Raw genomic sequence first — 14,223 nt, forward strand, 5'->3', positions numbered from 1 at the left:
TTGTAAAAAACCTAGCACCTAGCGTGAGAAAGATACTCCCAGGACAACGATTGTGGGTTGGATTAAACCCTCTTCCCTTCTGCCTTCTGCCTCCTGCATAAAAGCCTTTTCCCCACCACAAGACTTATTCAGCAGACCCTACATACTTGTTATGAGGTGATTGTATCGGTGGGCAATCAACCGGACTTGCTATTACTGATTGATTAGGGGATCAGTTTTTGGACGTTGGTAAGGGCGCACGTCTATGCGCCCCTACTTTCGTCAAAACTCTTTCTTTCCCTTTTGGACTTATACAACTGACAACTCCTGTAGTATCGGTCGATAAAGGGTATCTCGTTGCTGGTGGGGACGCCCTAGGGAATGAATCGCGTCTTGAAGCGTCTCAACGTCCATACAGGTTCCCCCTTGCGCCCCTGCCATGGTGGTGATATGTTCTTCCATTAACGTGCCGCCAATGTCATTACAGCCCCATCTGAGGGCTTCTGTCGCACCAGCCAGACCCAATTTCACCCAGCTTGGTTGATGGTTGGGAATCCAATTGCCCAAGAAAATTCGCGCCACCGCCGTTAATAATAGGGCATCTTTGAGAATCGGTTGATCTCGCCCCACACGCTGACGCAACGGTTTAGGGGCATCTTGACCCACAAACGGCAGTAGAATAAATTCTGTGATATAGCCTGGATAGCCTTGAGCGCGAGTTCGTTGCTGGAGCGATCGCAGCTTGGCTAAATGCCCCATCTGCTGTTGCTTGGTTTCAATATGACCCGAAAGCATGGTGCTAGTTGTGGGCATTCCCAATCGATGCGCCGTTCCCACAATGTCTAACCAGGTAGCTGTATTCGTCTTTTCCGGACAAAGGATGCGGCGAACCTGATCATCCAAAACCTCAGCCGCCGTTCCAGGCATGGAACTAACCCCAGCCTCTTGCAGTGCGGCAATGACATCAGCATACCTCAATCCATCCTGTTCAGCGATAAATTGGACTTCCTGGGGGGAAAAAGCATGGAGATGCAGTTGGGGAAAGGCTTGCTTAATCGTTTGCACTAATTCCAGATAATAGGGTAAAGCCGCGCCATTAATATTGGCTTGCGGGTTCAAACCCCCCTGCATACAAATTTCCGTCGCCCCCCGTTGTACCGCATCCCCTGTTTTTTCCAGAATTTGCCCCCAATCTAGCCAATACGCCCCCTCTGTACCCGCATCGCGGCGGAAGGCACAGAAACTACAGTGTTGAGTACAAATATTGGTAAAGTTGATATTACGGTTAATCACGTAGGTGACGCGATCGCCTGCTTGGTGGTGGCGCAATTGGTCAGCCGTTTCCTGAATCGCCCCCACAGCAGCAGGTTCCGTTTGCTCTAGGAGAATAACACCCTCCTGGGGAGAAATGTCTTCACCAGCTAAGGCGCGGTTCAGAATGGCGTCAACGGAGTTGGTAATCACGGGATATCTGGAAAAGATCAGGAAACACTCATCTTGATAGTACTATGCCCGCTAAGTATCGAGCCAGTAATCAGTCATAAGCATGTCCCACTAGCCAAGCGAAGGGTCAATTGTCAGGGCGGGTGTAGGGGCGGGTTTAGCCACAATTGTCGGGGCGGGTTTAGGGACTCAATTCAAATATCCACCAATAACCTCTCAACAAAACCCGCCCTTCTCACCAATAACCTCTCAACAAAACCCGCCCTTCTCACCAAGAAAATATCAGCATCAGTGGTCAATCTAATTCTTTCACATCTCCCCTATCTTTAACTAACACATTGATCGGGTCTGAGTTAGCTGACCAAGCGCTGACATAAGTGCTACTCTGAACCACCATTTCTTTAACGGGTTCCTCTTTACTACTTCTAACCGCAATAATGGCACAGGGATTAAAATTATTGTGGGGATATATCTTCGATTTTGCATGAGAGCGATTATCCGGATGTAAAACATGATCAAACCGAATAGTTTGAGAATTATTTTCCTGCAAAAGTACCCAAAATGGATATTCCCAATACGTCCCCGATGGTACGGCTGTACCTCCTAAAGATAACCCAATCGTTTCACAGTTTTGTTTTTTGAGAAAATCAGCGGTCGCGAAATAGGGTTCTTTGAGATATTTACGATTAGCAAAGTACAGTTCATTGCGGCTGGTATTAAATATATTTTGCTCGGCAGCAATCGGTCGGTATTTATTACCCACCACAAAGGGAATTGATGCTACGAGCATAATCACAGCCATAATCATTAAAACATGACGATTCCAGCTTTTGTTAAAAACTAAACCGACAAAAGACGAAAATAGGACAAACAGCGAAAGATGGTGGCGACTTTGATAAGGTTGAATTTTTAGCATCCAACAAAGGAGTAAGAAGCCACCAATTAATGCCAATACATAACCGATTACATTGTTTTTTGTCCTCAATTCCTTGTTAAACACAAAAACTATAATCGCTAATGCAATGAGTAAGAGATGCAGGGGATTTCCGGCAACATTTTCATCAAAGGATAGACCCGGAACTGTATAGGAGTTTAGGGGCCAGGTTGTTCGCGGATCATTCATATCAACGCCCAAAACCGAATGGATTATACTGATTAATTTATGGCTAATCCCCGTAATCGGCGTAATAAAATCCTGTAGTCCTAGGTATCTAACGATATCAACATGGAGAGAAAGATTCCTGATAATATTGGAGATCCATGTCGGCAGACTGTACACTTCTATTTTATAGTCGGCTGAATATTCGGCTACCGATATGGGATTTCCATACAAATCAAAGTTGCGTGAATAATGACCCCAGTTCAGGCTTAAAAATATAAAAGTAATGATACCTATTGGTTTCCATAATTTCCAGCGTAGGCGGTTTAGTTTCGCCAGGAAAAACCAAACCATTAAAGGAAAGGCATAGATATAGCCTGAACTCTTGGTAAAAACAGCCAGTCCTAAGCTAGCGCCAATACTTAGAACTAAGGGAAGCGGAATCTTTTTGGCGGGCAATGCCAACAGAATATAATGGGCAAGACAAACTAGCCAAAAAGCGACAGCATAATCATTTTGAGTGCTGGATGCTTGCAGAATTCCCATCGGAATCGTAGCGCAGAAAATCGCCGCAAAAATTTGTCCCCGTTGATTGGCACCCAGTTGTTTAGCAATTAGGGATACGCCAATAATGCTGCCAACCATACTTAACCATTGCACCAAATTAGCCAAGCGATCGCCCCGACTGAGAATCTGTAGATGCATGATCACAAATTCGGCAAACGGAGGATGAACTAATTGTGCCGAATAGTAAGTGGGATAATGGGCAACACTGCGATTTTGTATCCAATGAACCACCCGTGCCATGTGATAGGTCATAGAATCCCAATTATTAGGTGGCGCTACCACGGCAATTAAACCCACTGTCGCCACGATACAGACGACACCGCCCAGGAAAACCAGTGAGACTGGGGTGAGTTTAGGAGGTTCAGGGAAAGTTAGCGATCGCTTTCCTCTCTTAACCCGTCGATAATAGATCAAACCGAGGGCGATATCTGTAATCAGCCACAAGACCAACACTGAACTAAATGTCAAGACTCTCAATAGACTTAACGTCTCAGTCAATACCGTGATCAAAACTCCCCAGACAATCGCTGCGGATAAGACAGAACCCCGCCAGTCTTGACCTGGATACTGGAAAATTAGAAATAGAAGCAATAATGAGAGTAAAGGTAAGCCAGCCAGCATATTGATGATTCCGTTCACGAATTAAACTAATAGTCTTAATTTTCTATCTTGTAGACCGTGACTAACCAGGGATAGAATTGCTGGGTAACCGTAGGATAATTGTCCAGTGAATGTTGCTCAGAATGGAGAATGCTGGATTGCTCTTGCAGATTACGAGTCTCAATAATGTAAGCGTAATAGCCACTATCGAGAATAGCATCCAAGGGTTGGCGGGGAAAGCTGGGATCAACGCTAACTTTCTGTGGCTTGCGACCCGTGCGCTGTAGATAGCGTTCACGCTGTTCAAAGGGAAACTGATCAATATTTAGATCCTCTAAGCGTTTGCCAGAAAGTACGGCGGCACGCCAGCGAATAGCCAATAGATTATATTGATCAGTATTGAATCCGAGTAGCAGAACAGGTTGATTTAGGTCAACGCCTTGCAGTCCGAACTCCTGCATTTCGGCATAGACGGGTAACCCTTCAAACACTTTTATCAATCGAGCCTGTAGCTGTGAAGCAGGTTCTATGGCACAAACAATCAGTAAAGCCCAAATTAATCCGATTGTACCGACAACGAAGGGGCGAGTCTTTATTCTACGATTAAGCCATTGCAATACCTTAACCAGTCCAAGTCCAGCCAGCATCCAGATTGCAGGTGCGATAACCAGTATATGTCGTTGAGAGTTGGTCGTTGAAATCCCGAGTACGACAGTTGCAGCCAAAATAGACCAAACCGCTACCCGCACCGGTAGATGTTTCCAATAGCGAACAGCGCCGATGACGGCGAAGGTGAGGGAAAGAAGTCCGACTGGCTTTTTGGTTGAGTATTCGTTAAGCCAGACAATGGGGTAGTAGAGAAAATTCTCGACCGACCAAACGTCCACGTAGCTGGGGTGATTGGTAAAGAACATCCACATCGTTTCTCGATCCGTGACCAGAATCCATAAAACCAAGACAGCGGCGTAGATACCCAGGACTACAGTTGTTTCTAGCCAGACTTGACGACCCAATTTCCCAGGTTTGGTGGCGGTGACTAAGGCGACGAGTAGTCCAGGTATGTAGAATAAGCCGAAGGAGTATTTAGTCAACACAAGTGCCATGACTACGAAAGCCGCGATCGCCATCCCGATCAGGCGGGAACGTTGGTGGCGGATTTGATCAATCTGATCCCCAATCAGCATTAGCAGAATGGCTAGCATCGCACCCGTCATTTCCAGCATACAAAGGACGGCATTGGTGACAAAAATTGGGCTGGTAATAGCCAGGGCGATCGCGAAAATAGCACCTGTCCAGGGAAACCATTGATCGGCTGGGTTCACGGCGTCTTCTTGTCGTTGAGCAATCGTAAAGATGAGCCAACCTAAGCCAAACACTGTAAGTGCAAAGAATAATACGGATGGTATACGACTGGAGACAACACTAGCTCCAGCCAATAAGTACGCGATCGCAACGAAGAATGAGTTGATAAACGGATAGAATGCTTGGCTGGTAATTGCTTGGAACCAGTCTACTAGATTGAGCCTAATCAGGCTATGGTAAACTTGCCAACCATCAACCGCGTGTTCAGCTTCATCGCTATCGAAGGGAATCGTTGTCGTCGCCACTGTATGAACCAAAATTATCAGTAGCGTCAGCGCTGCAATGACTGTAATTACACTGACAAAGACTACAGCAGCATGAATCTGTGCTGTTTTGCGGTTAGCATGAGTAAAAGGTAAATTCATAGTTTAGTTAAGAATTTTCCTCTCCAATCTTTAATTTCCATAGAGTCGTTTGAGTTGTATTAACCGGAGTTGTTTGCCGTTTCCATGTCCAGGTTTTGTCTATTGTATAGTTGGGATTTTCTTCAAGTAAATAGTCCAATGTCGCTTTAGACTGGTACACGAATACATTACTGAAACCCTTGCCTACAGAATTCACCTCTTGCAGTGGGCGAATATCTTGCAAAACAACATGGGGCGCCAGTGAATGACTGAGAGTACGCACATCGAACCATGTTGCGATAACCAGGGACTGGTCTGTTGGATTAACAATTTTAGCCACCTCAGTATGATAGTATTCTCGACCTTTCGTCCACCATGTATCTGATTGGGATATGAGGACGCCAGAAAAAACTCCACTTGACACGATAACAACTGTAATTAGCTGCCATAGCTTCTGTTGCCAATTATTAACATTTATAGTCGGAGTAATTTTACTAGAAAGTAGGTAAGCAACTGCTATCTGAATGCCCAAAGAAGACGGGATAAAATATCGCAGCGGAGTCGAGCGTCTTCCTCCCTCTAATAAGTCGGGTAGTATTAAAAATAACGCGGGGACTGCGATTAATAGACAGACAAACAGCCAAACCCGCTTGGGCGTGTAATTACATAAAAAGTAAATAGCGTATAAAACGAGAATGGATGTCAGGGCATAAATCCATAAGTTCCCATAAACAAAACTATCATTTAAATCGACAAAAATGTGGCTAATATTCACCAGCCAAGTTTGAACTAACGATGGCAGTGGTGTAGGTGTTTTGCTCCAGCCTGGAGATGGATTTTCGACTTGTGAATCAGCGATCATCACCCCAATCCAAGGGAGAAAAAGTAAGCACCCTGCCAAAGATGCCAGCACGTAAGCAATCAGCGTTTTACTAAATCGGAAGCTATCATTGACAACCACGTAGATGCCATGTCCAATCGCAACAATTACAGAAATCAAATGCGTATAGAATCCCAGTGCCAGAGTTACCGCATAAACTCCCCAGTTCAGTTTACTGTGGAGACGCATGGCTCGCAGCAATGCCCAGCTTGATAATAATACAGTCACTGTCCAGAGGCTGTACTGCCGTGCTTCTTGGGCATAGAGTATCTGAAGGGGAGAAATCGCCAGAAGTCCGATGGCAACCCATCCAACTAATGACGACTCAAATAGTTCCCAACACAGTAAATATATGCAAGGCATTGCCACCACGCTAATCACAGCCGACAAGCTTCTTGGTGTAGTCCCGATATTTTGAAATAACTGCATCCAAAATCGTGCCGTCAAGTAATAGAGGGGTGGATGTTCGCCATGTTTCACAAAAGCATTTATGGCATCAAGTAAACCTCTTTGGGGATTGGGACGTTGATAGTCTTGGATTTCGACTACCTTCATTTCCTCGCCTTGTAAGATTACCGCTTGGAAATCCTGATCGGTATAACCAGAAATTCGTTGTGATGTGAGGCTTTCATCACCCCAATAGGGTTTTTGTTCCAGGTTAGCAAATCGAAAGAATATACCGAGAACTAATAATACAATAATTAAGAGATGCCAAGGATTTTTAGGTAACCTGAAATTATATTTATGCTTTTTGGGCATAATCAATTTATTGTTTATAGACTATTGACAAAATTAACGGGTTGGGTCTCTAGAGTGATCAGGGAAACCACCTACTTCTGCTAGGGTGTAAAGGGGTCTGGCTTTGACCTCTTCATAAATTCGCCCAATATATTCGCCTAATATGCCGATACTGATGAGCTGAACTGATCCCAGAAAGAAAATGGCGATCGCGATCGTGGCAAATCCTGTTAAGGGAGAATTAGGTGATGCTAAACGCCAGTACAGGACTAACACTGACATGAATAAAGCTAACGCCGCCGACAGCAATCCAATATACGTGGATAGTCGTAACGGTACTTTAGAGAATGAGACTAAACTGTTCACGGCTAACCCTAGGGATTTACGAAAGGTGTATTTAACATCCCCAGCAAAACGGGGATCACGTTCAAACCGAATGGCAGTCTGCCGAAAACCCACCCACGATCGCAAGCCGCGAATGTAGCGGTTTTGTTCGGGCATGGCATTGAGCAAATCGACAACTTGCCGATCCATTAAACAAAAATCACCCGTATCTGTGGGAATATCCACCTCGGCTAGAGACTTGAGTAAACGATAAAATACATAAGCGGTGAAGCGCTTAAACACACGTTCCTTTCGGCGTTTAATCCGTTGTGCATAAACCACTTGATAGCCTTGTCGCCATTTTTCCACCATATCGGGGATCAACTCCGGTGGATCTTGCAAATCCGCATCGAGGACGACAATAACCTGACCTCGGGCAAAATTCAGACCTGCCGTTACCGCCATCTGATGCCCAAAGTTACGTGCCAAGCTAAGATAACAGACTCGCTTGTCCTGCTGGTGCAGTTCTCGGATAATCTGTACTGAGCGATCGCGACTGCCATCATTAATTAAAATGAATTCTACAAGCCCATCCATGCGATCGGCGACAGCGCTGATCCGACGATACATTTCCTGGAGGGTTTCTTCTTCGTTATAGATGGGAATAATCCAAGAATACTTTGGCAGCATCGTCTATTGTCTATGAATTGACATCTCCACTCCTTAAAAGAGAGTGGATTCTGATAGGAACAGGCAAACCCTGACATAAGACGTAGCTTAATTCTTGAAAAGCAAGTATAACAAATGACGTAGCTTGCTTCTCAAGGAAGCGAGTATGACGAATGACGAATGACGAATGACGATCCTACTTACCCAGTTGTTGAGAGCGCCGATAAGCGGCTTGTACAGCTTCTATCAGCGCCGAACGGAAACCAGAACGCTCCAATTCAGCAATTCCAGCAATTGTAGTGCCACCTGGACTTGTCACTTGATCTTTAAGTTGAGCGGGATGGATTTGTTTATCCTGTAACAGTTGTGCCGTTCCCCATACCGTAGAAAGTGCTAATTTAGACGCGATCGCTCGGGGTAATCCGGCAGCTACACCCCCGTCGGCTAAGGCTTCAATCATCACTGCCACATAAGCCGGTCCCGATCCCGATAATCCGGTTACCGCATCCATTAGGGATTCGGACACTTCCACCACTTCACCCACAGCACCCAACAAGGTTTTTGCCTGTTCTATATGGTTAGCGGTGACAGTTTTTCCCGGTGCGATCGCGGTTATTCCTGCGCCTACTGTGGCTGGGGTATTGGGCATCGCCCGAATCACTGGCTGATGCTCAAAAGCGGCTTCGAGTTCCGTTAACGACACACCCGCTAAAATCGAAATCACCATCGGCAGGGTTTCCGAAGCTGAGGAATGATTACCATCCTTGGACACCAAGTCACTCGCTACCGCCTTAAACACTTGCGGTTTAATTGCCAAAAGTAAAACCTCGTCAGCTTTCGCCGCCACCCCGTTATCCGAAGTGACGTTAACCCCATAGCGCTGGCTTAAAACCTCTCGTCGCTGGGCTTGGGGATCACTGACCAGCACCTGATCAGGGCGATAAACTTGCTGTGCGATCAGGCGGGATAAGATCGCTTCTCCCATTACCCCGCCGCCGATTATGCCAAGTTTGATAGACACCCACCCTTCCTTTAGTGAACGGACATTCGATGTTCGACAATCTCAATTGAATTACTGAGCCATACGTTCCGGCTCAGACGTCCAACTGGGAGGAGGCGCTGAACGTGACCCACGAGTTTGTTCGGCGACTTCGTGAATGACACCCGATTGAGTACTTACCTGTACGCAGCTTGGTGTAAAGAGGAAAATACTCTCACCAATGCGCTCTTGATGACCGTCGATCGCATACGTTCCGCCCGCCACAAAATCCACAGCTCGTTGCGCTTGATCGGGGTCCATCATGGTGAGATTTAAAACCACAGACTTGCGCTCTCGCAGGGCTTGAATCACCTGGGGCATTTCTTCAAACGAACGCGGCTCAATCACGGCTACTTCCGAAATCCCGTTGACCGCTCCCGGCATACCAATCACATTATTCATGTTTACCGCTCCCATTCCTGAATCCGATCCTACAACAGGACGTTCCCGAACCCGACGTCGAGGAGGACGTTCTTCCTCCGCCGGCGCTGGCATAGGTGGTTCTTGCTGATAGAGATTTTGATAGGGATCGCCATCCACGTCTTCGTATTCATACTCATATTCGGGATCATTGGGACCGACCACAAAATCTCGCAGCTTGTTAAAGATATTGTTCATTGGAACTACTCTCCATCACAACTTTAGGGTTTGTTGGGGAAACGCTAGAATCGACCCTCGTTGAGGTATCGGTTCTTAACTCTTGGGGGTTGAGACCAAAACCTCAAGCAAACGGCTAGCTTACCCCGCGATCGCCTAACATTTCCTACCACCGGAGCTTGTCAAAAGTAAGCCCTTAGTATACACCCGCTTTTAGTCAAACGGGTAGTTCGATGCCCATAGCGGCGAAAACACTCAGGGATTACTTACAAGACAATACTGATCATAAGAGTTATTTTGGCACTATACAGCAGTTGCTTGCTCATGATAATTGATTGCTCCATTCCTCGCCGACTTAATCCCCACGTTCACCGAAAATAATCCGCCCGAGTCGTACCATCGTTGCTCCCGCTTGGATGGCGAGGGCATAATCCTCTGACATTCCCATCGAAAGCTGCTGCATTCGCAAATTTGACCAATTTTGCCGTCCAATTTCATCCGCCAGATCACGAGTCCGCTCAAAGACACCCAGAGTTTCCTGGGAGGACAATCCCAACGGTGGAATCGTCATTAATCCCTGAATTTGCAACGCTTTACACTGATCCAGTTCAGGAAGAATCTCCAGCAATTCCGGTATCGTCCAACCATATTTATGGGGATCAGGCATGATTTTGACTTGCAGACAGATTTGGGGGCTGACAGCCAACTCACCAGCCAACTGATTCAGTCGCTGGGCTAACTTGAGGCTGTCACAGGAATGAATCCATTGAAATTGAGTTAAGGCTTTTTTCGCCTTATTGCGCTGAAGATGTCCGATCAAATGCCAGGTAATGTCAGGCAAATCTTGCAGTTCGTCCTGTTTAGCCGCCGCCTCTTGAACTTGGCTCTCGCCAAAATCGCGCACGCCAGCTTGATAGGCTTCGCGTATCGCCTCTACCGATACTCGTTTAGTCACAGCAATTAACCGCACGTCGGGCGGTAGCTGTTGGCGAATCTGAGCAATACGTTCTGGAATTGAGCCTGTCATGATTTGAGATGAGCCATAAGGGAGTCACAAGAGAGGGTGTGAATCATCCAAAAACCAACCGCTACTGCTCATTGGAACGTTTGTTTATGGATTTTCTGTAGCTGTTCAAAATCCTTGGATGCACCCATACGGCGAAAAATACGGAGACGATTTTCCACCATAAGGCGAGCATCTGAACGACTAATCGGTTCAAACGCCAAACCACTCGAGCCTGTCGTCACCAAAAAGAATAGACGCTGGGCGTAAAGGGTGGTGAACAGTTCCTGGTTGTCTTCAACCATGCAAACGCGAAAAAGTAAACCAAAGGTGGGATGATTTAGATAGGTTTCCATTAAAACCCTGCAATAGACCTGTTAGACAACAGATTGGACAAACGAGAATAAGTAGTGGAGGAGATACCGCATCGGTTAGTCATTGTTCAGCACAATTATCAATAAATCATTAAGAAATCAGCGTATTTAGTCTACAGCCTGTGATTGATTGCCCCAAACTCACGCTTAGTAGCAGTTAAGGCACCTCTGGTCATTGTATAAGCTGTTGTGCCTCTCAGAAGCACAAAGACCTCAATCCTGTTCGATTCAGGCAAGACGGGGGAGCAGGGGGCGCTGGGAAGGACGTACTATGGCGCGTTTGAGAGCAGGGAGAGAAGGGTACATTTTTGTTTCTGATTTTGATGGGAAGCGTGAATCTCTCGCCACCTGTGCGGTAAAAAGAAAATGTTCTCCATTTACCCACAAAGTCGCCATGTCTATCGTCTCTCCCCAAAAACCACAAACTAATGATAGCTTCGCCATCACCTTTGCCCCCCTATCCCTCACCGATGTCTATACCCTCGCCGATGATCCCGCCAATGGTGCTGTTGTTGTCATGAGTGGCACCGTCCGCAACCAAACCGAAGGCAAACCCGTTGTGTCACTGGAATATCAAGCCTACGAACCTATGGCATTGCACATCTTTGCCACCATTGCCCAAGACATTCGACAGACATGGACTGATGTCAATCGCGTCGTCATTCACCATCGCATCGGACGCCTACAAATTGGTGAAATTAGCGTTTTAGTTGCCATTGGCTGTCCCCATCGTTCCGAAGCCTTCGCTGCCTGTAAATATGCCATTGATACTTTAAAACATAACGCTCCCATCTGGAAAAAAGAACACTATCAAGATGGTGCGAGTACCTGGGTGAGTATTGGAGCCTGTGAACAAGTCAATGAGCCGTGCTGAACGTGAAGGCTTGCAGGATGTCAGCCTTGTGATTGAATAGACTAGACCGTAAGCGTTTAACTGAACCCTTAGAAACTTTGGACATTGACCTTCTCATTACTTTTTCATGCAAGAACAACATCGCAACGTCTATCTGACTCTGATTAATGCCTCAAAGTTTTTCATCAGGATTTCCCGTCGGCTCGGAAATATGTTGCCATTACCCTCTTTTCCCCCCACTCTTAACGCCCAACGGAACTTCTTGAAGCAAGTATTACAGGTCACTTCAGATAGTGATGTTGATCCGCAAGCTGTCTATCCCCTACTTCAGGAAAACCTGGCTCTCTTAGATGAGAACTTTGCTAGAGTATTGCGCGAATTTGAGAGACAACTAGCAGATGAGGAAGCAGAAGAAGCAGAAAGGCTGGCGACAAATATAATGAATTTTAGTAATTTGCTCCAAGAGTTTCCTTTAGGAAATCAGGCAATTAATCAGGACATCGCTATCACGGGGTATCAAGTCGCGCTGACTATCTGTCGCCGCGCTATTAACTCAGACACTTGGGCGTTAATTCAAAACAATCTGGGTCTGGCTTACTTCAACCGCATCCGAGGAGAAAGGGCAGAAAATATAGAAAATGCCATCACCGCTTATCAGGCTGCCCTAGAAGTCTATACCCGTGAAACGTGTCCCTGGGATTGGGCAATGAATCAAGTTTGTCTGGGTCTTGCCTACTCCAACCGAATCGGGGGAGAAGGGGCAGAAAATATAGAAAATGCCATCACCGCTTATCAGGCTGCCCTAGAAATCTATACCCGTGAAATGTTTCCCAGTGATTGGGCAATGACGCAAAATAATCTAGGTCTTTCTTACTGGAAACGAATCAGAGGAGAAAGGACAGACAATATAGAAAATGCCATCGCCTATTATCAGGCTGCCCTAGAAGTCTACACTCGTGAAATCTTTCCCAGTCAATGGGCAGGTACGCAAGATAATCTAGGTCTTGCTTACTTGGAGCGCATTCGGGGAGAACGAGCAGAAAATATAGAAAATGCCATTACTTATTGCCAAGCCGCTCTACAAATCTACACCCGTGAAACTTTTCCCAGTGATTGGGCAATGACACAATATAATCTGGGAACTGCCTACTCAAACCGAATCTGGGGAGAGAGGGCAGAAAATATAGAAAATGCCATTGCCTCTTATCAAGCCGCCCTACAAGTCTACACCCGTGAAACTTTTCCCAGCGATTGGGCAATGACACACTATGATCTGGGAGAAGTCTACTGGAAACGAATCCGGGGAAAAAGAGCAGAAAATATAGAAAATGTCATTGCCTATTGTCAAGCCGCCCTACAAGTCTACACCCGTGAAACTTTTCCCAGTGATTGGGCAATGATACAAAATAATCTAGGTGCTGCCTACTCAAACCGAATCTGGGGAGAGAGGGCAGAAAATATAGAAAATGCCATTGCCTATTATCAAGCCGCCCTACAATTCTATACCTGTGAAACTTTTCCCTATCAATGGGCAACTGTTCAAAATAATCTGGGAGAAGCCTACTCAAACCGAATTCGGGGAGAAAGGGGAGAAAATATAGAAAATGCGATTGTCTTTTATCAATCCGCCCTACAAATCTACACCCGTGAAGCCTTTACCGCAAACTATACTGAAACGCAACTCAACCTAGGACTTGCCTATCAAACCGTCCAAAAATTATCCAACGCTTATCAGGCTTTTACGGCTGCAATTAATACTATCGAATCCCAAGCACTAGAAATGAAAGTTGACATGGTTAACGACATTGAACAACCGACAATAGCGCCAGAGTTGAATGATGTTTATCACAAAATGCTCGAAGTCTGTCTAAACTTACCCGATAATACCCAAGCGGTTAACGACATCAAAAGCAGCAAGAACAGCAATTTAACTAAATTATTTAATAACCGTAATTTATTTGCTGATGGCAAGATTAAATTTCAGACCAACAGCCAACTAGAACAGCCACAGGAATACATCCTAATTGATGATTTTTATGAAGTGTTACAGATAATTAAGCAAATATCTAAATAAGCCGTTTTGGATTACCGACCCTCTTTCCTAGCAATATTAGATCTGGAACTGGAAGAAACAGTGGAAGGAATTGATCAGCTTCTCTTGAATCATGAGGGCGAAATCTGTCATAATAGAGTAGGTAGACGTTCCCAGAAATGCCCTTATGTCTCAAACACACATCCGATTTGATTGGGCGATTAAAAAATTACTGAGAAACAAAGCGAATTACGGTGTTTTAGCCGGGTTCCTCAGCGAGTTATTGGGGAAACAAATTAAGATCCAATCAATCCTCGAAG

Annotated in this window: 11 protein-coding genes; 2 read left to right on the forward strand and 9 right to left on the reverse strand. The window is 45.7% G+C overall.

Annotated features, from left to right (window positions below):
- Nucleotides 1–288: 288 nt before the first annotated feature.
- The 9 genes from cofH to pipX form a co-directional block, all read right to left on the reverse strand.
- Nucleotides 289–1,443 (reverse strand): 7,8-didemethyl-8-hydroxy-5-deazariboflavin synthase subunit CofH, encoded by a 1,155-nt coding sequence (gene cofH / locus RIE73_RS19245; RefSeq protein WP_446402711.1) that lies wholly within the window; start codon nucleotides 1,441–1,443, stop codon nucleotides 289–291.
- Between the two features lie 274 nt (nucleotides 1,444–1,717).
- A complete protein-coding gene (locus RIE73_RS19250; RefSeq protein ID WP_446402712.1) occupies nucleotides 1,718–3,727 on the reverse strand; it encodes an ArnT family glycosyltransferase in 2,010 nt (669 codons plus the stop codon).
- A gap of 17 nt (nucleotides 3,728–3,744) precedes the next feature.
- Nucleotides 3,745–5,415: an ArnT family glycosyltransferase gene (locus tag RIE73_RS19255; RefSeq protein WP_446402713.1), complete on the reverse strand. Its 1,671-nt coding sequence runs from the start codon at nucleotides 5,413–5,415 to the stop codon at nucleotides 3,745–3,747.
- A gap of 7 nt (nucleotides 5,416–5,422) precedes the next feature.
- Entirely contained in the window at nucleotides 5,423–7,033 is a 1,611-nt protein-coding gene (locus RIE73_RS19260) for a glycosyltransferase family 39 protein (RefSeq protein WP_446402714.1), read from the reverse strand.
- 33 nt (nucleotides 7,034–7,066) lie between these two features.
- Complete coding sequence (locus RIE73_RS19265; protein WP_446402715.1) at nucleotides 7,067–8,026, reverse strand: glycosyltransferase family 2 protein; 960 nt, start codon at nucleotides 8,024–8,026, stop codon at nucleotides 7,067–7,069.
- Nucleotides 8,027–8,201: 175 nt separating this feature from the next.
- Nucleotides 8,202–9,026, reverse strand: a complete 825-nt coding sequence (gene proC / locus RIE73_RS19270; RefSeq protein ID WP_446402716.1) for a pyrroline-5-carboxylate reductase — start codon at nucleotides 9,024–9,026, stop codon at nucleotides 8,202–8,204.
- 51 nt (nucleotides 9,027–9,077) lie between these two features.
- Complete coding sequence (locus RIE73_RS19275) at nucleotides 9,078–9,662, reverse strand: cell division protein SepF (protein ID WP_446402717.1); 585 nt, start codon at nucleotides 9,660–9,662, stop codon at nucleotides 9,078–9,080.
- Nucleotides 9,663–9,996: 334 nt separating this feature from the next.
- Nucleotides 9,997–10,668: a YggS family pyridoxal phosphate-dependent enzyme gene (locus tag RIE73_RS19280; RefSeq protein ID WP_446402718.1), complete on the reverse strand. Its 672-nt coding sequence runs from the start codon at nucleotides 10,666–10,668 to the stop codon at nucleotides 9,997–9,999.
- A gap of 68 nt (nucleotides 10,669–10,736) precedes the next feature.
- On the reverse strand, nucleotides 10,737–11,000 hold the full coding sequence (gene pipX / locus RIE73_RS19285) for a transcriptional coactivator PipX (protein WP_446402719.1): 264 nt from the start codon (nucleotides 10,998–11,000) through the stop codon (nucleotides 10,737–10,739).
- A 412-nt stretch (nucleotides 11,001–11,412) separates the two neighbouring features.
- Between pipX and RIE73_RS19290 the strand changes: the two genes are divergently transcribed.
- Both RIE73_RS19290 and RIE73_RS19295 read left to right on the forward strand, forming a co-directional pair.
- Nucleotides 11,413–11,892: a molybdenum cofactor biosynthesis protein MoaE gene (locus RIE73_RS19290; protein WP_446402721.1), complete on the forward strand. Its 480-nt coding sequence runs from the start codon at nucleotides 11,413–11,415 to the stop codon at nucleotides 11,890–11,892.
- A gap of 106 nt (nucleotides 11,893–11,998) precedes the next feature.
- A complete protein-coding gene (locus tag RIE73_RS19295; protein WP_446402720.1) occupies nucleotides 11,999–13,945 on the forward strand; it encodes a tetratricopeptide repeat protein in 1,947 nt (648 codons plus the stop codon).
- The last annotated feature ends 278 nt before the right edge of the window (nucleotides 13,946–14,223 follow it).

The organism is Coleofasciculus sp. C1-SOL-03, from assembly GCF_040220555.1.
Lineage (GTDB): Bacteria > Cyanobacteriota > Cyanobacteriia > Cyanobacteriales > Coleofasciculaceae > Coleofasciculus.

Coding starts and splice junctions, on each gene's coding strand:
- RIE73_RS19255 (WP_446402713.1), bottom strand. CDS start 5,415: ATGAATTTACCTTTTACTCATGCTAACCGCAAAACAGCACAGATTCAT.
- RIE73_RS19260 (WP_446402714.1), bottom strand. CDS start 7,033: ATGCCCAAAAAGCATAAATATAATTTCAGGTTACCTAAAAATCCTTGG.
- RIE73_RS19265 (WP_446402715.1), bottom strand. CDS start 8,026: ATGCTGCCAAAGTATTCTTGGATTATTCCCATCTATAACGAAGAAGAA.
- RIE73_RS19275 (WP_446402717.1), bottom strand. CDS start 9,662: ATGAACAATATCTTTAACAAGCTGCGAGATTTTGTGGTCGGTCCCAAT.
- RIE73_RS19280 (WP_446402718.1), bottom strand. CDS start 10,668: ATGACAGGCTCAATTCCAGAACGTATTGCTCAGATTCGCCAACAGCTA.
- pipX (WP_446402719.1), bottom strand. CDS start 11,000: ATGGAAACCTATCTAAATCATCCCACCTTTGGTTTACTTTTTCGCGTT.
- RIE73_RS19290 (WP_446402721.1), top strand. CDS start 11,413: ATGTCTATCGTCTCTCCCCAAAAACCACAAACTAATGATAGCTTCGCC.
- RIE73_RS19295 (WP_446402720.1), top strand. CDS start 11,999: ATGCAAGAACAACATCGCAACGTCTATCTGACTCTGATTAATGCCTCA.